The 19882-nt window shown below is 40.2% G+C and carries 16 protein-coding genes; 9 read left to right on the top strand and 7 right to left on the bottom strand.

The window, feature by feature from the left end:
* Positions 1-25: 25 nt before the first annotated feature.
* Together HII17_RS16290 and HII17_RS16285 are read right to left on the bottom strand one after the other, a co-directional pair.
* Positions 26-2380, bottom strand: coding sequence for a PKD domain-containing protein (locus HII17_RS16290; RefSeq protein ID WP_169076431.1), 2355 nt, complete (start codon positions 2378-2380; stop codon positions 26-28).
* Between the two features lie 254 nt (positions 2381-2634).
* Entirely contained in the window at positions 2635-3231 is a 597-nt protein-coding gene (locus tag HII17_RS16285; RefSeq protein ID WP_169076430.1) for a hypothetical protein, read from the bottom strand.
* A gap of 290 nt (positions 3232-3521) precedes the next feature.
* Here HII17_RS16285 and HII17_RS16280 point away from each other — a divergent pair, with 290 nt between their 5' ends.
* The 5 genes from HII17_RS16280 (at position 3522) to HII17_RS16260 (ending at position 7906) form a co-directional block, all read left to right on the top strand.
* A complete protein-coding gene (locus HII17_RS16280) occupies positions 3522-4925 on the top strand; it encodes a sensor histidine kinase (protein ID WP_169076429.1) in 1404 nt (467 codons plus the stop codon).
* An 8-nt stretch (positions 4926-4933) separates the two neighbouring features.
* On the top strand, positions 4934-6295 hold the full coding sequence (locus tag HII17_RS16275; RefSeq protein WP_169076428.1) for a sigma-54-dependent transcriptional regulator: 1362 nt from the start codon (positions 4934-4936) through the stop codon (positions 6293-6295).
* An 81-nt stretch (positions 6296-6376) separates the two neighbouring features.
* Positions 6377-7228 (top strand): DUF417 family protein, encoded by an 852-nt coding sequence (locus HII17_RS16270; RefSeq protein WP_235938876.1) that lies wholly within the window; start codon positions 6377-6379, stop codon positions 7226-7228.
* Between the two features lie 99 nt (positions 7229-7327).
* A complete protein-coding gene (locus HII17_RS16265) occupies positions 7328-7642 on the top strand; it encodes a TraR/DksA family transcriptional regulator (RefSeq protein WP_169076427.1) in 315 nt (104 codons plus the stop codon).
* 18 nt (positions 7643-7660) lie between these two features.
* On the top strand, positions 7661-7906 hold the full coding sequence (locus tag HII17_RS16260; protein ID WP_169076426.1) for a YdcH family protein: 246 nt from the start codon (positions 7661-7663) through the stop codon (positions 7904-7906).
* Positions 7907-8061: 155 nt separating this feature from the next.
* Here the strand turns inward: HII17_RS16260 and HII17_RS16255 are convergent, their stop codons facing one another.
* The 3 genes from HII17_RS16255 to HII17_RS16245 all read right to left on the bottom strand — a co-directional run bounded on the left by HII17_RS16255 (position 8062) and on the right by HII17_RS16245 (position 11330).
* On the bottom strand, positions 8062-8595 hold the full coding sequence (locus tag HII17_RS16255) for a sel1 repeat family protein (protein WP_169076425.1): 534 nt from the start codon (positions 8593-8595) through the stop codon (positions 8062-8064).
* Between the two features lie 202 nt (positions 8596-8797).
* A complete protein-coding gene (locus HII17_RS16250; protein ID WP_169076424.1) occupies positions 8798-9481 on the bottom strand; it encodes an exonuclease domain-containing protein in 684 nt (227 codons plus the stop codon).
* 1 nt (position 9482) lies between these two features.
* A complete protein-coding gene (locus tag HII17_RS16245; protein ID WP_169076423.1) occupies positions 9483-11330 on the bottom strand; it encodes a putative nucleotidyltransferase substrate binding domain-containing protein in 1848 nt (615 codons plus the stop codon).
* Between the two features lie 195 nt (positions 11331-11525).
* Here HII17_RS16245 and HII17_RS16240 point away from each other — a divergent pair, with 195 nt between their 5' ends.
* The 4 genes from HII17_RS16240 (at position 11526) to HII17_RS16225 (ending at position 17546) form a co-directional block, all read left to right on the top strand.
* Complete coding sequence (locus HII17_RS16240; RefSeq protein WP_169076503.1) at positions 11526-11774, top strand: DUF4212 domain-containing protein; 249 nt, start codon at positions 11526-11528, stop codon at positions 11772-11774.
* A complete protein-coding gene (locus HII17_RS16235; protein ID WP_169076422.1) occupies positions 11774-13510 on the top strand; it encodes a sodium:solute symporter family protein in 1737 nt (578 codons plus the stop codon). The genes HII17_RS16240 and HII17_RS16235 overlap by 1 nt, the downstream gene beginning before the upstream one ends.
* A gap of 127 nt (positions 13511-13637) precedes the next feature.
* A complete protein-coding gene (locus HII17_RS16230) occupies positions 13638-14078 on the top strand; it encodes a hypothetical protein (RefSeq protein ID WP_169076421.1) in 441 nt (146 codons plus the stop codon).
* Between the two features lie 27 nt (positions 14079-14105).
* A complete protein-coding gene (locus HII17_RS16225; RefSeq protein ID WP_169076420.1) occupies positions 14106-17546 on the top strand; it encodes a hybrid sensor histidine kinase/response regulator in 3441 nt (1146 codons plus the stop codon).
* A 16-nt stretch (positions 17547-17562) separates the two neighbouring features.
* On the opposite strand, the gene HII17_RS16220 is transcribed toward HII17_RS16225, so the two are convergent.
* Positions 17563-18219, bottom strand: a complete 657-nt coding sequence (locus HII17_RS16220; RefSeq protein ID WP_169076419.1) for a response regulator transcription factor — start codon at positions 18217-18219, stop codon at positions 17563-17565.
* Between the two features lie 141 nt (positions 18220-18360).
* Positions 18361-19830, bottom strand: a complete 1470-nt coding sequence (locus tag HII17_RS16215; protein ID WP_169076418.1) for an aminoacyl-histidine dipeptidase — start codon at positions 19828-19830, stop codon at positions 18361-18363.
* Positions 19831-19882 lie beyond the last annotated feature (52 nt).

Genomic DNA, 19882 nt, shown 5'->3' with positions numbered 1-19882 from the left:
AGACTATTGGCTTAAAAAACAATTATCATCGATCTTTAATCAATACATAGTCAGCTGGTAGTGTTACTGGGCGAGTATCTCGCTTAATGAAGTTAGAATAAATCGTTGATATAACGTTATAGGCATGCTGTTGCGTTAACGCCGAAATATCTTCTTCAGAAATATATGGGTCTTGGTAATAAACGATATGTTGTTCAACTAAGTTTTTGTTTTGTGAGCCGCTTTGACGTTCAGCAAGTAAGTGCCAGTCGCGTTCCATATAGACAAGGCAGCTATCATCGAATGTCGTAGTCCATTGAGTTGGTGTACAGTTAAAGTCTGCTCCAGGTATTCTTCTATTCGCTCTGTAACGTTTTATTTTTATTACGTTATCTTCTATACGCCAAAAGCCAGGAGACTCCCATATGTCATCGGAACTGATATCGGCATCGGCAGTATCAAAGCCACTTTGAATATAACTTAACGTACCGTCTTCCCTCAGCTCATACCAATAGGCGTATAACGGGTTAAGTTCGGTACTATCGTCTTGATATTGATAAAAGCCGACAACATTTTCTGTGGTGAGTGTTTTTATTTGGCTATCTGGCTTAAATATTTGGCCAAAACTGGTGGCATGAAAATCTTCATTGTTTTGACGAAGTGTTGCAGTTACAAAAATCGACGCTTCAAAATCTGAAAGGTCATCAAATATTACTATTTCGATCTGCCATTGTTCATTTTCAATGGTCAATATGTCATCAGTTACATGCCAAGTTAGTTCATTGATTACGGGCACGATTTCATTGTTTTCACTGATCTCATATGAGGTCATGTTTGCAAGAACGTTATTGGAAAAAGAGAGGTTGAAGGTTGCAATGTTAGCAGCTAATACTCCACCTAAACCAGAATCAAATGTTGGTTGATTTGGATGGGTGAACTTAAGAGAAAACGCTTCGCCATTGCTGAATAATTCCGATAGCGCTGTTGTTAATTGGTAACCATTGCTAACGTTGCTAGTAGTATTGTCTATAACGGATATGGGGGAATTATCGTCTGGATTAGTATATGAAAATACTGGTTCAATAATAATAATATCTCTGTTTGGTGAATCAAAAAGCCAAGACAAGTTATAACCGTATATTGATGGTATCGCATCCACATAACCTAAATAGTCTGCTTCTACTTGCTTTATTGGCTGTTCGATACTGTTAGACAAAGTGATGCTGATTGACGTTTCACCTCTTGACCAGCTGATTGACTGTTCGCCATTAGCATTGGCAAACGTACCCGTATTGTTACTGGCTAATTGAAAGAATCCTTCAGGGGTATAGAAGGAAATAACATTGTCATTGCCTTGGAATAAAGAAATGTTTTTTAAATTGCTGTCTGGGTTATTTGCAATGTTTTCAGCTAGATCATCACGAGCGCCTGTATCAATCGTTAGTTCTTGTATTAGTGCCGTGGTGTTACTTTCCATCAATAGAAAGTCATACAAATTGTTAAATGATGGTGCTTTGACACTGTCAGGTAACGCATCGACATTACCGATGTTATTAAGGATAGATTCATAGATAGCGAGATGTGATATATAGATGTCGGTAGAGAATGAATTAGCCGAATTTTCAAGTGTTTGTAGCGTTGTTATTGGGCTGTTTTCATTTGCCCTATCCATTAGCAGTGCAGCTGCAGAGCTTGCAGTTGAAACCGTTAGTTGGGGAAAATTTTCCTGGGTAACGTTAAGGCCATTTTCAGTAGCAGCATCACGCAAATTCCCAACAATATCGACATACGACACCATTTTGATGATGCTGTTAGTTGATGCGCCCCTGGCTTCAATGCGGACTAATGTCTGTTCATCAGCAGCTTTAAGGCCTGACACTTCAATTGAGTAGACTCCAAGCTCGTTTGTAAGACCAGAAAAAGTGTGTTCACCGACAATAATATCAACAGGAGCAGCACTTAACGACGTAGTTTCTGTTACGACTTTTCCGGAGATAGTAAAGGTTGAAATTTTTGGTGTTATTGTTAATTCAATATCTTTTGAAATACCTGCGCCATCATCATCTATCACGGTAAGTGTTATTACGATTTTTTGTTCTACTTCTACATCAGGTGCAATAAAAGTGATTGTACTGGCTGCAGGATCAGAGATGGTGATTTCAGGGCCAGATTTTTGTTGCCATTCATACGAAGCGATAGTGCCGTCGCTATCGCTTGCATTAGCTGCTAGTACAATAGTGGCGCCTGTATCAATAATACTATTACTTAGCCCTATGGTCGGCGTTTTATTTGCGGGAGGAGTTACTTGAGGGTCTGGTTTTGATGAACCGCCACCGCCACCACAGGCAGAAAGCGTAAATACTAGGGCAGCACAACATACTTGCTTAAGCAAAGTAGCCATAAAAATCCTTTTTTATTTTATAAGTTTTTATTTTTGGCACATTGTCTATTGTCTAAAACGTTTTTGCAATTAATGGTTTTGAATCTTACTTAGCGTGCTTTTTTGAAGGGGTGTTACGATTGCAGTGATCGTCAAACATGACGATTAGGATTATACCGATGAAACGCTTATCAGCTTTTTGAACCAGTGAATGCGAGCTAGCCGTGTATTCCTCCACACGGCTAGCTCGGTAACTTTTCAATAAAATATAGGGGCTATCGCTTAGCGTCTAATGCTTGTTGCAATTTGTTTAAATCGTCCTGACTAAATTCTCCGCTTTTTATTAGCTGTATAAGGCTATCCGCTGGTATTGCTCCACCATGCTTTAATTCAATTACTGCGTGCTTATCGCTATTGCCGTGGATAAATTTTTTGATGATTTTTGTGTCACGGCCGTCATCAGCACTATGATCTTCATCAATATCTATCATCACGACATGTTTATCGCCTTCTTTGCTAAACCAGTTCATTGCGTTTCCGCCATCAACTTTAAAAGCAAATGATTGACCGTCCATATGAATACCATTTAATGCCGTTTTTACTTTTACTCGAACATCTTCAGGTAAGTCCGCAAGTGCGGCATCAATTTGATCGGGATCTGACAGTGCTTCTTTAGATAGCTCAACCACTTTATGGTCATTTTCAGCATCAACTACGATATGTGCGCCAGTATCAGTGTCGGCATCTACTTCTATTTTGAAGGTGTGAACTTTTGTGTCTGAATCACTAAATGGTGCTGATACCGCTGGTACTGACAATGCTGTGATTGAGGTCAAAGCTGTTGCTAATGCTAATTTCTTGAATGTACTCATTTGTTCGTCCTTTTTGGATTTTTTCTAAAGTCCTAGTGACATTGCGACAACTGTGCCAGAGTAAATAAAGTTATGTATTACATGACTTTATGAATATATGTTGTTAAAAGGGGGAGGTGTACTTCCTGATATCAGGATTTTTACTTACTGATATCGGGAGAAAAAAGAATCAATTCATTCGACAAGAAAATTGGTAGTTAAAAAGAATCATTAATTCAAATGGTTACACTAGATAGTGTCATGGCCTTATCCTTGCTAAAGTAATGACAAGAACGATAGAGAGAGTGCACATGTCATTACGTCATTATTTGTTTAGCTTAATTGGCGCGTTAATTTTATTGCTGACCTTAGTACAGCTATTTTTAGTGTATTGGATAGATAGAAATCTTGCGCAAGAAGTTAATGAGCAAGCCAAGTTATTAAGTGAGCGGGTGGTTGAATTTGCCTTTAATGATGTGGAAATTCATGTTGAGGAATTAAGCGGAGAACAGGCACGCGTTATTCATTTACCTGCAGGTAATAAGCAAACGAAAATGGTGATTGTACCTGATGATAATGAGCCTTTCGAAACGAATGTTCACGTATTCAAAGAAAAAATAGAGATTGATGAGGAGAGTAGTTTAAAGCATGCAGATAAAGTTCTAGTGAAAAAAAGACTAGCAAAATTGTTTGAATCACTAGAGCAAGGCGAATCAAACGGGGCGACAACGTTTGTGCAAAAACATCCAGATAGTCATGGTTTTTCATTCGAACATAGCGTTACTACCAGCGAAACTAGTCAGTCGTTGATTCATTCTATTCAGTTGATGATCCTTGTTTGTGCACTTTTAGCGCTCATTTTTGCGTATTGGTTAAGTGCACAATTTAATAAACCATTAAGCGCTTTGAAAAAGGGCTTTGAAGCACTGGCTAACCAAGACTATAGCTATCGAATAAAGCCCCAAGGTGTGAATGAAATTAAGCAAACCATGGTGCAATTTAACGCCATGCTAAGCACGTTAGGGGAGTTGAAACAGGTAGAGCAACACTACAAAGAAACGGCTCATCTCGCTGAACTAGGAGAAGTTAGCAGAGGTTTGGCACACACGTTAAGAAACCCTATTCATACCATTGGTTTGAGTATAGAACGATTGGCCAACAATCATTTAACCGAAAGCCAGCGCGTTGAATTAGTACATACTATTCAAGCAAAAATAGCGCACATTGATAACAATATTAAATCGTTATTAACGTTAACTACCAATGGAATTGAACGTGATCAGAATGTGCCTGTACTTGCGGTAATTCAGGATATTGTATTGGAGTTTAAATCGGCCCAAGTTAAACCACAGCGATTTGATATCGATGTATCAATTAACCTTCATATTACTGGCGCAGAATCCGAGATTCGCAGTATTTTACATACGCTAATAATTAATGCTTGTGAAGCTAACCCTGAAGACGGCACGGTAATTATTAACGCTAAGGAACAAAGTAATTGCATTGCCGTTGCCGTTAAAGATGAAGGGAAAGGCTTAGATGATGCTATAGCGCAGCGATTATTCCAACCCCATGTAAGCTCTAAACCAGAGGGTGCTGGTATGGGGTTGTACATTGCCAAGCGCATTACTACCTTGCATTATGCGGGTAATATTTCATTAGAAAACCGTGTTGATCATCATGGCTGTATTGCAACAGCCATATTCAGCCATTAGGAAGCCGTATGAGTAACGAAACTATTAGTGTATTAGTCGTTGAAGATGATCATGAACAACGTCAATTAGTTTGTGAGATGCTAGCTGCTAACAATTTTCAAATCTACAGCGCAGATTGTGTCGAACAGGCCATATTGGTACTGAAAGAGTCTCCTGTCGATGTCGTATTTTCTGACTGGAAGCTAGGCACATTAACGGGTCTAGATTTACTAAATTATGTACGTAAAAATTTGCCTGAAACAGGTTTTGTTATAGCGACTGCATACGGCACTATTAGTCATGCCGTAGAAGCCTTGCAAAGAGGAGCAGATGACTATTTGCCTAAACCTTTTCAGCGGCAAGCATTGATGTTGACCGTTGAGAAAGCACATAAGGCAAAACTATTAAGAAATCAAAATCGTCAGCTTCAAGCACAACTATCTGAACAAAAACAGTTGGTTGGGTTAGTTGGAAAGGCGCCTTGTATGCAGAAGGTCTATCAACGAATCGACAAAGTTTCAGCAACAAGCGCAACCGTATTAATCTTAGGTGAGAGTGGTACAGGCAAAGAACTAGCTGCTAGAGCATTGCATGAAAAATCTAATCGAGCGAATCAGAAATTTGTAGCGATTAATTGTGGCGCCGTAGCTGAATCATTGGCAGAAGCTGAACTATTTGGCGCGGAAAAAGGCGCCTATACTGGCGCCGATAAGACTAAGATTGGTAAATTTGAAGCGGCTAATGGCGGCACCATTTTTCTTGATGAAATTGGTGAGCTATCTCCTTCGTTACAAGCTCATTTATTGCGTTTTTTACAAGAAGGCACTATCACTCGTCTAGGTAGCCATACCGATATTCAACTGGATGTCCGTGTGATTGCGGCTACCCATCGTGATTTACAAACTCAGGTTGCTAATGGCGACTTTAGAGAAGATTTGTTTTATCGGCTCAATGTCGTTCCTATTGATATGCCACCTCTGCGGGAAAGGCAAGAAGATATTGCCTTACTTTCTGAGCACTTTTTGAAGTCGCATGCTAAACAACATGGTTGTGAATTGATCAAGCTAAGTGAGCAAGCTTATCGCAAATTATTTGATTACCACTGGCCAGGCAATGTACGTGAATTATCAAATCGGATAGAACGATTTGTTTTGTTAAATGATGAAGAAGAACTTACGCATTTACCTTCGGTAGGCAAAATTCAGGCGAATAATGAAAAGTTGCCCAATGTGAGTTTTCCCGATATTGGCTATAACTGGGATGACTTTGAGCGCTTTTGCTTAGAGCAGGCGTTAGAAAATCAGCAAGGAAACAAAACAAAAGCCGCAAAGTACTTGTCGATGTCTTATAAGGCGTTTTTGTATCGATTAGAGAAGTATCAAATTAGTTAACGGTGCCTGTGCATTAAAGTTAGGAAGTTTTTGGGCACTTCGTAGGTCTATTCGTGCAACTTTGATTAAACGATGACTACTATGCCGTTTCAACACACCCTACACCCGGTCAATTTAACTTCTTTGATATTGCTTGCGCTATCTAGCGCGTTACTTGGCATCAGCATCATGCTGATGGGGCATCACGGCCACATTGAACTAACAACTAATTTTTACGGCATTACTGATTTAGCATCTAAATCGGTATTCAATTTTATAGCGGCTTTTGGATTTATCGCCATTGCGGTTTTGTCGCTATTAAGTACCAATAATGTGAAATTTAGGTCAATGCTGGGAGCAGTAATCATAGTGGTTAGTGTCATTCCATTATTGGCTTTGTTTAGCAGTGCAATGTGGATTGATTCCCTCGGTGGTTTTCCGGCTATTGGCTCTGGCCAAGGAGTCATTAAATATATGGCGCTGTTAGCTATCGGAATTGTTTTGGTAGCTCCTCAGTTGTCGTCAAATACGCAAAAATGGATAAGTGTTGTGCCAGTCATCATAGTATTGCTGTGGATTGGTGGCATGAAGTTTACCTTGCTAGAAGCGAAGGGCATCGAAGATTTAGTCGTCAGTTCACCGTTTATGTCCTGGATGTATAGCATATGGGACGTACAAACCACTTCTAATCTTATCGGCATTTATGACTTAGTCGCTGTAGCTTTATTAGTGATTGCCATGTTCAATCATCGTTTTATGCTGCCAGCTATTTTAATGTCTGGTGCTGTTTTTGTAACAACGCAGAGTTTTCTCTTCAGCTGGGATGCTGCTTTAAATGAGTCGAGCATTTTATCAACGGGTGGCCATTTTTTAATTAAAGATCTGTGGTATGTCATTAACTTATTCGTGATATGGCACCTAACTAAAGATCGACAAAACGTTGAGTTGAACTAACAGAACGAGCAATTTTTCTTCCCCTGCTCTTATTTGAGCTAGATCAAAACACACAATAAAGAGAGGCGTACACTGAAACCATCAACTAAGGAGTTAAGTATGGTTTCTCAAGATATTTTAGAAACACTTAAAGATAAGCAGCAAGAGCTAAGTAAACGAATTGATGCTATCACCGCAGACTTCCAAAAAGGGCGAAGTGCCGATTTTGCTGAACAAACTACGGAAAGTGAAAACGACCAAGTGCTTGAAGCTATTCGATTAGAAGCGAAAGAAGAGTTAAAGCAGGTAAATAGAGCTATTCAACGTGCTAAGGACGATGAATATGGTCAGTGTATTACATGCGGTGACGATATAAACCAGGCACGCTTAAAAACTTTACCTTATACCGATTATTGTATTAATTGTGCATCTTAAATCCAGGGGCCGAATATTATGTTAAATGAAAAACACGACTTACATCACGAATTTCCAGAATACAAAGAAGCTATTCATCACTTAAAAATGAATGACAACCATTTTGCGCGTTTATTTAAAGAATATCACGAGCTTGATCACGAAGTGATTCGCATTGAACAAGGCGTAGAAAATACATCAGATGAATATTTAGAACAGCAGAAGAAGCAACGTTTACATTTAAAAGACTCATTGTTCGCCATGCTTAAAAAGCATGAGGGCTAGTATCTTTTAACTCTCCGATTCCTTTTCCCTCTATAAAGGTTGGCTACTGACGACATTGCGGTAGCCTTTTTTTATTCCCGAGAAATAAAAAAGCCCCTGCGGTTGGGAGTGCAGGGGCGAAAGTTCATGATTGATCCAGAGAAATCAAAGATGAATTAATTCGAAGCAAGTTCCTGATTAGCAACATAGTAGTAGCCATCTTTAACTTCTGATTTAACACATAAATGCGTAGGTTTTTTTGAACCAAGGGTTTTAGTGTTACGACACTTTAATTTTTGAGTTTTTGCGCCATATAAAGATTGATATTTTTCCGCTTCACTACCTGCTACAGCTAAATAGTCTTTTGGTAGTTTTTCATTAAGCATATTTAGCGGACGTTTCCAGTGCTTGCTCTTTTGTTCGTTCGCAACGCTTAACCATGCATAACTCTTCATTAAGTCTTGCGCAGTACCTTGGCCATTTAAATACATAGTGCCTAAAATATATTGCGCTTTCTTTTCTCCACGTTGTGCAATTGTTTCTAAAGCTGGTAATGCTTTGTCAAAATCTTGAGACTTATATAGATCAAGTGCTGTTTGAAATTCAGCTTTATAAGTATCAACTTCAATTAGGTTAGCGTTGCTTGTTGCTGCGTTAGCTGAAGTTGCTGCGAATAATAAAGTACAAAATGCGATTACTGACTTTTTCATGTTAAATCCTTTATAAAAAATTTGTGCATATATAGTTAAGTTGCAATAACCTTTACAAAGGTTGTGCCAAACAATGAAAAAAATCTTAGTGCTTTGTAATATAAGGAAAAATAATGTAATCGAGATGTACGGAAGAGTCTATTAGTTAAATTCAAGCAGCCATATTTTTAGTCAAAAAAACCAAATAGTGGTGAAATACAAACTATCGAAGAAAGTGCTTCAACGGTTTTTGTCGACTATGGTGATGGGCAATCTCGGCTAAAAGCAATTCGCCAGTAGCAACGGCGTCATTTAAGGCGTTATGAGCGTAATGTGCAGGTAGCTGATAACTGTCACGTAAGTTAGTGAGGCGCAAGTTTGATGGGTCGTATGCGGCTTGTCTTTGGTCAAGGCGGTTCTTAGCAACAACAAGTGAATCTATGATCGGGAATACCGGGGCATAACCGTACAATGCCTTGCAAGCTGCTGCTAAAAAAGTTTGTTCTATTTTTGCGTAATGCACCAATATGACTTTTCCTGCCATTGCATTAAGTAATCGTTCTATCGCATTTTCAAGAGATAATCCTTGTTGCGATTCAAGTTCGGTTATTTGATGAATAGCGACATTATCACCAGCGCGTTCGATGCCGCTTTTTAGTAGGTAATGTTCAGCACTGGCCAATTTAATCGATAGCTGATTGATCTCAACGTGACCGATACTCAGTAAATGATCTGTAGTGGCATTAAAGCCTGATGTTTCAAAATCTAAAGCGAGCATGGGAACTTCAGATATCGGCGTGTTTGGCTCAGGAAAAGGTACAGATAAAAAGTTTTTAAGAGGTCCTTTTGGTACTTTCGTAGAAAGGCCACGCCTTTTGGCTTCAAGTCCAAATAAAAAATCAAACATGTTAATACACCGCTTGTCGATTTTCTTGAAGCGTTTTGACTACTTTAAAGGCGTCTTTTAAGTGTTCTCTTTCTAAGCGAGAAATTTCTTTAGGTGCTAAGAAATTATCAGCTTTAACACCTTCTTGTAATTGATTGGCTTGATGATTCAAGCGTAAAGTAGTTAAAAATTCGAATGCATCAATGAGGTTGGCACCTGAAGATTTGCTAAGAGAGCGTGTGCCTGATGCTTGCTTTAAACGTTCGATAGTATTGACCGATGTTATGCCCTCTTGCAGCGCATAAATTCGTGCTAAATCGACAATGGGTGCGATGCCATTATGTTTTAAATCCATGGCTTTTTTATTGTTACCGTCAGAGACTAAAACAAAGTCGCGGAAAAAGCCTAGTGGTGGTTTATGCTGTAAAGCGTTCTTCGACATATGAGCGATAAATAAACTTGCTCCTTGGGTACGCATCAACATTCTTGCTTGTACCCGATTAAGCAAATTCTTGTCGCCATAAATGGTGGTTAAGTCAAAAAAGATACTGCAATGCATTAGTGCTTTCGGTTCGGGGTTTTCGATCCATTGGCTAAAGTAATGGTGCCAGGTATCTTCGTTTTGCCGCCATTTAGGGTTAGTCGCCATGACATCGCCAGGGCAATAAATAAAGCCACATTGTGCAAGCCCATCACAGACAAATTGGGCTAATCGCTCAAACCAGGGTGCTTGCTCTGGTTGCAGGCTATTATCAATGATAAGTGCATTGTCTTGATCAGATTGTGCCATTTGTTCTTGCCTAGCCTGAGAGCCAGCAGCTACCCAAGCAAATGGCACCGGCGCTTTGCCGTACAAAATTTCCGCCAGTTCAATTAAACGAATGGTAAACGCCATTGTTATGGCACTAATGCTTTTACCGGCTTGCTCTGCTGGTGTACCAAGGCGTGCCATTTTAACTTGCAATTTAGGGATTAATTTACTAATTTCAGCCAGTTCATCAACATCGGTAGCTTTATGAATAAGGCTTGTTAAATTGATGGCATTTTGTCCTTCATAATGCATTAGATCAGTGATGGTAAGCATTCCGGCTAAACGGCCTTGATCGGTAATAGGCAAGTGATGGATATGCAAACTTGTCATGGTAATTAACGCATCAAATGCGGTATTTCTGACATCCAGCATAGTGATATCAGGTGTCATAATTTCGCTTATTGCATTATCTGGCGTGATACCCTGAGCGATGCAGCGACGTCGAAAGTCTTTATCGGTAACAATACCTTTTACATTTTTATCTTCATCGATAACGACTAAACAAGAATAGCCAAGTTCCGTCATTTTTTGTGCCGTTTCTGAAATGGAAGCGCCCTGATCGATAGTAGCTGCGGGCGTTTGATAGAGTTGGTCAATTGCGGTATTGGTTAGAGATGAATTGACGACAGCATCATCTTGAATTTGAGAAACTTTCGCCTTTAATCGCTCTTCTGCGGATTGTTCAAAAAAGCTAATAATCACTGGGTATTCAATTAAACAACCAAGTAATTGCTGTTTATTTACTGCATATAGTAGGCAATCTTCATCGCATACTACTTGAATATCGGCATACTTTTCGGGGTAACAAAAAACCGTACAAATATCACCTTCACCATATTTGCCAATGAGCTCTTGCAGTTGATTAACGTAACTTAAAGCACCTTTGCGAACGATATAAAAACACCCTTCTTCTATTTGAGCTGGTGGCAATTGCTGCCCTTGTTTGAGATAGCAAATATCTATTTTGCTAACCAGCTTAACTATGGTTTGTTCAGGTAATTCTTCAAATGGCGCAATGCTGCCAATAAATGCATATATTTCGCTTAACTCGTTATCCATAAGAAGTCTGCCAATAGCTTCGATAGTTCATTTGTAGTGTAGGAAGGCTCGAGGGTCAACGTTTTTCAACCCAACCTAGACTAAAGTTGAATACCTCGATAAAAAATTCCTTGCTAGTGTTTATTGCAGGGTGGAGAAATCCCCCGATTACAAAATTAAAATTACTCTAATAAAACAGGCGAAAACGAGGAGAGAATTGTGGAAACAAGTTATTGGCAGGAAAACCTGCGACTAATTTTTATCTGTCTCGCGATCTGGTTCGTTGTATCGTTCGGCTTTGGTTTGTTGCTCGTTGAGCCACTAAATGCAATTCGTTTAGGCGGATATAAACTAGGTTTCTGGTTTGCTCAGCAAGGATCAATATATACCTTTGTCGGATTAATATTCTGGTACACACATAAAATGAATCAGCTAGATAAAAAATATAATGTGGAGGATCAGTAATGGATGAGTTAAGACTCTATACATGGATCGCCGTTGGCGGTACCTTCGGGCTATATTTTTTCATCGCGTGGTGGGCTCGAGCGGGTTCAACTAGTGAATTCTATGCTGCAGGTGGTGGTATAACACCACTGCAAAATGGTATGGCAATTGGTGCCGACTGGATGAGTGCGGCGTCATTTATTTCAATGGCCGGTCTTATTGCTTTCTTAGGTTACGGGGGTTCTGTATTCCTAATGGGGTGGACCGGTGGTTACGTATTGCTTGCGATGTGTTTAGCACCGTACATGCGTAAACACGGTAAGTTTACCGTACCTGAATTTATCGGTGATCGTTTTTATTCTAGAACGGCGCGTATTGTCGCAGTTGTGTGTTTAATTATTGCATCAGTTACTTACATTATCGGCCAAATGAAAGGTGTAGGTGTAGCTTTCTCTCGCTTTTTAGAAGTGTCTTATGACATGGGTCTTTACATCGGTATGTTCGTTGTATTCGTATACGCGACATTAGGTGGTATGAAAGGTATTACTTATACGCAAATTGCCCAATATGTAGTATTGATTACCGCTTACACAATTCCTGCAATCTTCATTTCACTGCAGCTAACGGGTAACCCAATTCCGCAGCTGGGCTTAGGCTCAACATTAGCAGATGGAAGCGGTGTTTATTTACTTGATAAGCTCGATATGGTGGTCAGTGATCTCGGTTTCAAAGAGTACACGACGTCGACGTTAGGTGGCGTTGAAATGTTTGCCTACACTATGTCACTAATGATCGGTACTGCAGGTTTACCACACGTAATCATGCGTTTCTTTACTGTTCCTTCAGTTAAAGCAGCACGTCAATCAGCAGGTTATGCATTAGTATTCATTGCGTTACTTTACACCGTTGCTCCAGCGGTAGGCGCAATGGCTCGCTTCAACTTAATGAACACGATTGAGCCAGCTGCAGGTCAAAACCTAGAATACGCAGAACGTCCGCAATGGTTTAAAGACTGGGAAAAAACAGGTCTATTGAAGTTTGAAGACAAAAACGGCGACGGCAAAGTTCAATACACAGCTGATGCTGAGAAAAATGAAATGGTGAAAGTTGACCGCGATATTATGGTACTGGCTAATCCGTCAATTGCGAACTTACCTAATTGGGTGATTGCATTGGTCGCTGCTGGTGGTCTTGCAGCCGCACTATCAACTGCTGCAGGTCTATTGTTGGCAATATCCTCCGCGGTGTCTCATGACTTAATGAAAGGGGTGCTGATGCCTGATATGAGTGAGAAGAGTGAGCTTAGAGCCAGCCGTATAGTGATGACGATATCCATTCTGTTTGCAGGATATCTGGGGCTAAATCCGCCAGGTTTTGCCGCCGGTACGGTTGCGCTAGCCTTTGGTTTAGCAGCATCTAGTATCTTCCCTGCGCTAATGATGGGTATTTTCTCTAAGAAAATGAATTCTACAGCGGCTATCTCAGGTATGTGTGCAGGTTTAGGTGTGACTATGCTGTATGTATTCCAGCATAAAGGTATTATGTTTATCCCTGGTACATCATTCTTAGGTGGTATGGAGCCGAACTGGTTCTTAGGGATTTCACCGAATGCCTTTGGTTCAGTAGGTGCATTAGTTAACTTTGCGGTAGCGTTTATCGTGTTGAAAGCGACTGGTCCTGCACCAAGTCATATTCAAGACATGGTAGATAACTTCCGCACACCACATGGTGAAGTGGCAACGGCACACGATCACTAGTAGTGAAGGAGTGAATACTAACTTAATGTTAATGACATAGTTCCCCTAGTATTCACTTTTTGATAAGGCTCCATTACAGTAGTGATGGAGCCTTTATTTTCAATAACTTAAGCGAGAAGATGTACTCATGAGTCGACATAAAAAAATAGCTTTCTTTGTTGCGCCATTTCTTGCGTTAGGTGGTTATATTCTCTCTGATATGTATATGGAATATAAAGCCAATGAAAAGAGAGTATTCGAGTTGGTTCCAGAAGGTCATTGCGACATTATTCATGAAAAATGTGTATTAAAGTCAGGAGACTTTAAGATTAATGTTTATGATAAAAATGGAATTACTTCAATTAATTCGACCTTTCCACTTGATGAAGTTGTCATTTTTTTAGTGGATAGCGCCAAGGAAATTCAGAGTTATCCGATGGGAATGAAAGACAGCCCGTATTATTGGCATCGCGAAACACCATTGAGGTCGCGCATTGCTGAAAAAGGACAAAAACAAAAACTAAGAGTGATTGCCACGATAAAAGGTGGTAAATATATAAGTGAATTTTATAGTCAAACAGTTAAATAGAATCAATAAGGACACTCTACCCGTCTAATGTTTGCAAACTGGCAGCTAGCAACGTTAAGTTTAGGCTATATCGGCCTGTTATTCGTTATTGCTTTTTTAGGTGATAAGTATCGTCATCGATTAGCAAAAAAGTGGCAACCTTTCATCTACGCAATGACTCTCGGGGTATATTGTACTTCGTGGAGTTTCTTAGGGACTACAGGGCAAGCCTCATCTAACTTTCTATCTCATTTACCCATTTATCTTGGCCCGATATTAATTTTTATATTTGCTTGGCCATTTCTACAACGTGTCATTCGAATAAGTTTAAAATTAAACCTTACTTCAATAGCCGACCTTTTAGCCGCTCGTTTTGGCAAGTCGCATAACCTCGCGATAATGGTTACGCTAGTGGCACTAATTGGCACTATGCCTTATCTTGCGTTGCAACTGAAAGGTATTGTCTATGCGTTTGAGCAGTTGCAAATCGATCCATTTGTTAATTCTGGTCAGTTTGGATTTATTGTTAGTATTGTTCTCGCAGGCTTTACGGTTGTATTTGGTATCAGACATTTAGATGTAACCGAACGTCATCCCGGTGTAATGCTGGCGATCGCGTTTGAGTCATTGGTTAAGATATTGGCATTCATTGCTGTTGGTGTCTTCGTTACCTTCTTTTTGTTCGATTCACCAATGATCCTTTGGCAAGAATCAGGTGCTAGTGTCAAATTAGAGCGCCAACTACAGTGGCCTAATTTGTCGTCACTCGCAGCTATGTTGATCATAGTAATGGCAGCTTTCCTATCACTACCTAGGCAATTTCAGGTAATGGTCGTTGAATTACAAGATGCCAAACATACGCAATTAAGCCGCAAGCTCTTTCCCATTTATTTATTAATTTTTGCTTTGTTTGCCATTCCGTTGGGATTAGCAGGTCATCACCTTTTGGGTGAACAAGTACCGTCAGACACCTATGTTTTATTCTTACCGGCACTTGGCGGTCAACAATGGCTGTCTTTATTAGCATTTCTAGGGGCAATATCGGCAGCAAGCTCTATGGTGATTATTTCTTCCATCGCGTTAAGTACAATGCTGAGCAACGAAATAGTTTTCCCGTTTATCTATCGCTATCGTCAAAACCGGAATATTGAATATGATGAATTCCGGGTAAATTTATTAAATATCAGAAAATTACTGGTGCTGATGGTAATTTTACTTGGCTATTTTGTTTTCCTTTTTGCGTCTCCCGACACTTTAGCTTCGTTAGGTGAAGTAGCTTTTGGCGCTTTTGCTCAACTAACGCCAGCGCTGATTGCTGCCTTTTATTGGCGAAGAGCTAGTTTAACCGGGGTTTATGCCGGTATTTTAGTTGGTTTTGCTATGTGGCTATTCCTCAGCTTCTTACCTAAGTTTGGTTTGTATTTGCAGCCTATTGCAGAAAGTGTTTTACCGACCAACACTATGGTGACGTTATTGAGCTTATTGGCCAATATGTTTGTCATTTATATTATTTCTCAGGTGAGTCGACAAAGTGTTCAGGAACGTGTTCAAGCGTCAATATTTTTAGAGTGGCAGTCGCCTTCCTTGGTAACAGCTCAGCGTAAAAAGGTAATAAATAGCAAGGAGTTAGAATTACTTGTTTCACGTTTTGTTGGTGTTAAAAAGGCAAAACAAAGTTTCCAAGTCTTTATGCTAGCGGTTGATAAAGCTGATGTCGGAGTCGCGCGCTTTAATCAATTATTGCTTGAACATACCGAAAACACGTTAGCCAGTGTAATGGGGGCTTCCTCTGCACGATTAGTCTTGTCTTCAGCGTTAGAAGGTCGTGATATCGCGCTAGACGAATTGGCAATGCTAGTAGAAGAAGCATCTAGCCAACAGCAACGGTTTAGCCAGTCTTTACTGCAAAGTGCAATTGAAAATGCTAGTGAAGGTATTTCCATCATAGATAAAGAACTCAATTTGGTGGCATGGAATAGAAAGTACCTTGACCTATTTGCTTATCCTGAACAATTAGTATTTGTTGGCTGTCCTATCGCTTCGCTTATTCGCTATAACGTAGAACGAGGTCTTTGTGGGCCAGGTGAAGCCGATGAACAAGTAAATAAACGTATTAACTATTTGCGTACTGGTAGTTCCCACCAATCTGAACGTACCTTTGACGATAAGGTTATTAGAATTGAAGGAAATCCACTACCTGATGGTGGTTTTGTAATGTTGTTTTCTGATATTACGCCATACCGACAAGCAGAGCAGGTATTAAAAGCGGCTAATGTCGACTTAGAAGCTTTAGTAAATGAGCGCACAGTCAAACTTGCACAAGCAAATCGAGAATTAGGGCTGGCACGAAAGAAAGCGGAGCAGGCACATGTTAAGAAAAGCTTATATTTAAAAGCTTGTAGTCACGACTTAATGCAGCCACTGGAAGCGGCACGATTGTTTACTGAAGCATTATCGAATCAAAATAATTTATCTGAGCAACAGCATCATCAAGTTGAAAGCATTGGTCATTCGTTAAAAGTAGCGAGTGATTTAATCGCTGAACTTGCTGAAATAGCGCGTATTGAAAGTGGTAATATAAAACCCCAATGTGAACCTTTCTCACTTAGTCTTTTATTCGAAGAAATTGCCAATGAATTTTCTGTGTCTGCCAATAATAACCAAGTAGACTTTCACGTAGTTAATAGCGAGTTATGGGTTTATTCTGATAAACAGTTGTTAAGGCGTATGATTCAAAACTTGCTGACCAACGCATTTCGTTACGCTAGTCCTGGTCGAGTGTTGCTTGGCTGTAGAAGAAAAGCAGGGCGTGTGCTTATTCAGGTCTTGGACAATGGGCCTGGCATTCCAATAGATAAACAAGAAATAGTGTTTGATGAATTTACCCAGCTAACAGATCAGCAAACGTTAACCACGAAAGGATTAGGCCTTGGGTTAAATATCACTAAAGGGTTAAGTAAACTTTTGGGGCATCATTTGCATTTAAACTCTATAGAAGACAAAGGCTGTTGTTTTAGCATTGAATTACCCAGTGTCGCTGCGGAACGCAAAGTAGAACCTATTAGTCAACAACAGCAAATGACAATAACTGGTGCCACCGTTATGTGTGTTGATGACGATGAAGACGTGCTTAGTGGTATGGTTGAAATGTTATCGAGCTGGGATTGTGAAGTATTAGCTGCAGATACCGCTCAAAGCGCAATAGAAATGTACGAACAGCACAAATATTCTATTGATATTGTTCTCGTAGATTATCAGCTATCAGCGAAAGATAACGGCATCGCATTAGTTGATGAGTTAAGACAGTCTAGTAGTTTTTATTTACCCGCGATTCTTATTACGGCAACGACAGAGCCTGATATTGCAGAGAAAGCAGCAAATGCTGATATGGGCTATATGCGCAAAATGGTAAAACCAGCAGCGCTTAGAGCCATGATCAGCGCTAAGCTAGCAGAGAAGTTGCGTCGGAGCTATGTAAACGCCAAGTAGTAGCTACAAATATCTGCTACTTGTTAAAGTCCTGATCGCCTAAATCAAGATTGCTTATGGCTATCACAGCCTGTGTGCGGTTTCGAACATTCAGTTTTTTAAAGATAGCGGTCGCATGTGCCTTGATAGTCGCTTCTGACACATTTAGGTCATAGGCGATTTGTTTGTTTAGCATACCTTCAGCGAACATCATTAATATTTTATGTTGCTGCTGAGTTAAGCTCGCTACGCGTTCAGCAATGTCATGGTATTCTTCGTTAGCCGGTGCTGATCGAAAATTACTCGGCAACCACTGCTTACCAGCGAGCACTTCAATGATTGCCGTGTAGATAGTATCTACAGGCGTTGACTTAGGAATGAACCCAACTGCACCTAATTCGATCGCTTTGCCCATTGTGTCATTGTCTTCATGTGCTGAAATAATTACGACGGGGATTTGTGGGTGCTGCTTTCGAATATTCACCAAGTTATTAAAGCCGTGTCCACCAGGAATATTGAGATCTAAAATCAACAAGTCGGCATCAGCATGGTTTCCTAGCTGATTCTCGAGCTCTGATATAGTTTCCGCTTCTAGCCATTGGCAACCTAGAAACTTAGGTTGCAAGGTTGTCAGTAACGCTTGCCTAAATAAAGGATGATCATCAGCTATTATCAATTTTTCTGGCTGAATCATAAAAATCACCTGTGTATATATACCCACCTTAGTATAGGCAGAGGCTATGAAGATGGTTATTCGACTTTAGTCTAGAGTGGCAGATTTTTGAATTAAATCAATAAAAAAGGAGTGCAAGCACTCCTTTTTTAATATGGGTTATTAACGCACAGGAATATTGGCTAATACCGCGAGTAATAATTTCCAGTACTGGCCAACGGTTTCGACATTCACTTTCTCATCTGGCGAGTGAGGGAATTTAATTGTAGGACCAAATGACACCATATCCCAATGAGGGTAAGCTGTTTTAAACAAGCCACACTCTAGGCCGGCATGTATCACCATAATTTCTGGTACTTTACCGAAATTTTCTTGGTAGGTTTCTCTAACGACTTTCATTATTGCCGAATCTGTATCTGGCTTCCAACCTGGGTAAGCGCCAGAGAATTCAATATCTGCTCCAGCTAAGGTAAATACTGATCGCACGGCTTCTTCTGTACCTAGGCGACCATCATCATGCAAACTACGAATAAGCGTTTGTGCCACAAACTTTGGTCCCTTTGTTCGCATCACACCTAAATTAAGTGATGTTTCTGCGATACCTGCAATTTCATCACTCATACGGATAACACCATTTGGACAAGCATTAAGCGCATTAAGCACATTATTTTGAACTGAAATAGTCCAGCATTCTTCAAATGTTTCCGGTGAGATAAGCAGCATATCTAACTCGGTTTCAATCGCTTTTAGGTTTTCTTTAGCTTGCGATAAATAGCTATCAACTGCTGCTTTTAGCGCATCTACATGTTCGTTAGCTACAACAAAGCTAGCGTTTGCTTCACGTGGAATAGCATTGCGTAGACTGCCGCCATTTAATTCGGTTAGTTGAATATTAAATTGTTGCGCAGCTTGTAATAAAAAGCGAACAAGTAACTTGTTGGCGTTCGCTCGTCCGGTGTCTATATCAACACCCGAGTGACCGCCTTTCAAACCAAATAATGATAGGTTAAATGCTGTGTAGCCTGACGGTACAGCTTCAAACTCAAGCTTAAAGCTGGCATTGCCATCAATACCGCCAGCACAGCCCATATAAACTTCGCCTTCTTGCTCTGAGTCGGTATTAATTAAAATATCGCCATCGAACTCGCCAGGCTGTAGGCCAAACGCACCAGTCATGCCAGCTTCTTCATCTATGGTCACTAACACTTCAAGTGGACCGTGGGGAATATCATTGCTGGCTAAAACTGCTAACGCAGATGCTAGGCCGATTCCGTTATCTGCACCAAGTGTTGTGTCTTGTGCGGTTACCCATTGCCCATCGTCTTCTTCGATAATGTAAGGCTTAATAGGATCGGTTAAGAAGTCGTGTTTAGTGCCATTGTTTTTTTGCGGCACCATATCCATATGGGCTTGCAAAATGACCCCTTTGCGACTTTCCATGCCTTGCGTTGCAGGTTTCTTTAAAATTAGGTTGCCTACAGCATCTTCCTTAACAGAAATTCCTAAATTTTTTGCCCATTCTTGAATCCAAGCTGATATTGCTTGTTCATGCTTTGAAGGGTGAGGAATACTACAAATATTGTCAAAAAGCTGCCAAAGAGGGCTTGGGGCGAGGTGCGATAATTGCGCCATATAAATTTACCTGTATTTGATAAAAACGCCAGCGATGCTGGCGTTAAGTTTA

The organism is Thalassotalea algicola (genome assembly GCF_012932965.1).
GTDB classification, from domain to species: Bacteria; Pseudomonadota; Gammaproteobacteria; order Enterobacterales; family Alteromonadaceae; genus Thalassotalea_F; species Thalassotalea_F algicola.
Note: the sequence above shows the minus strand (reverse complement) of the source record. Positions and strands in the feature narration are given on the sequence as shown.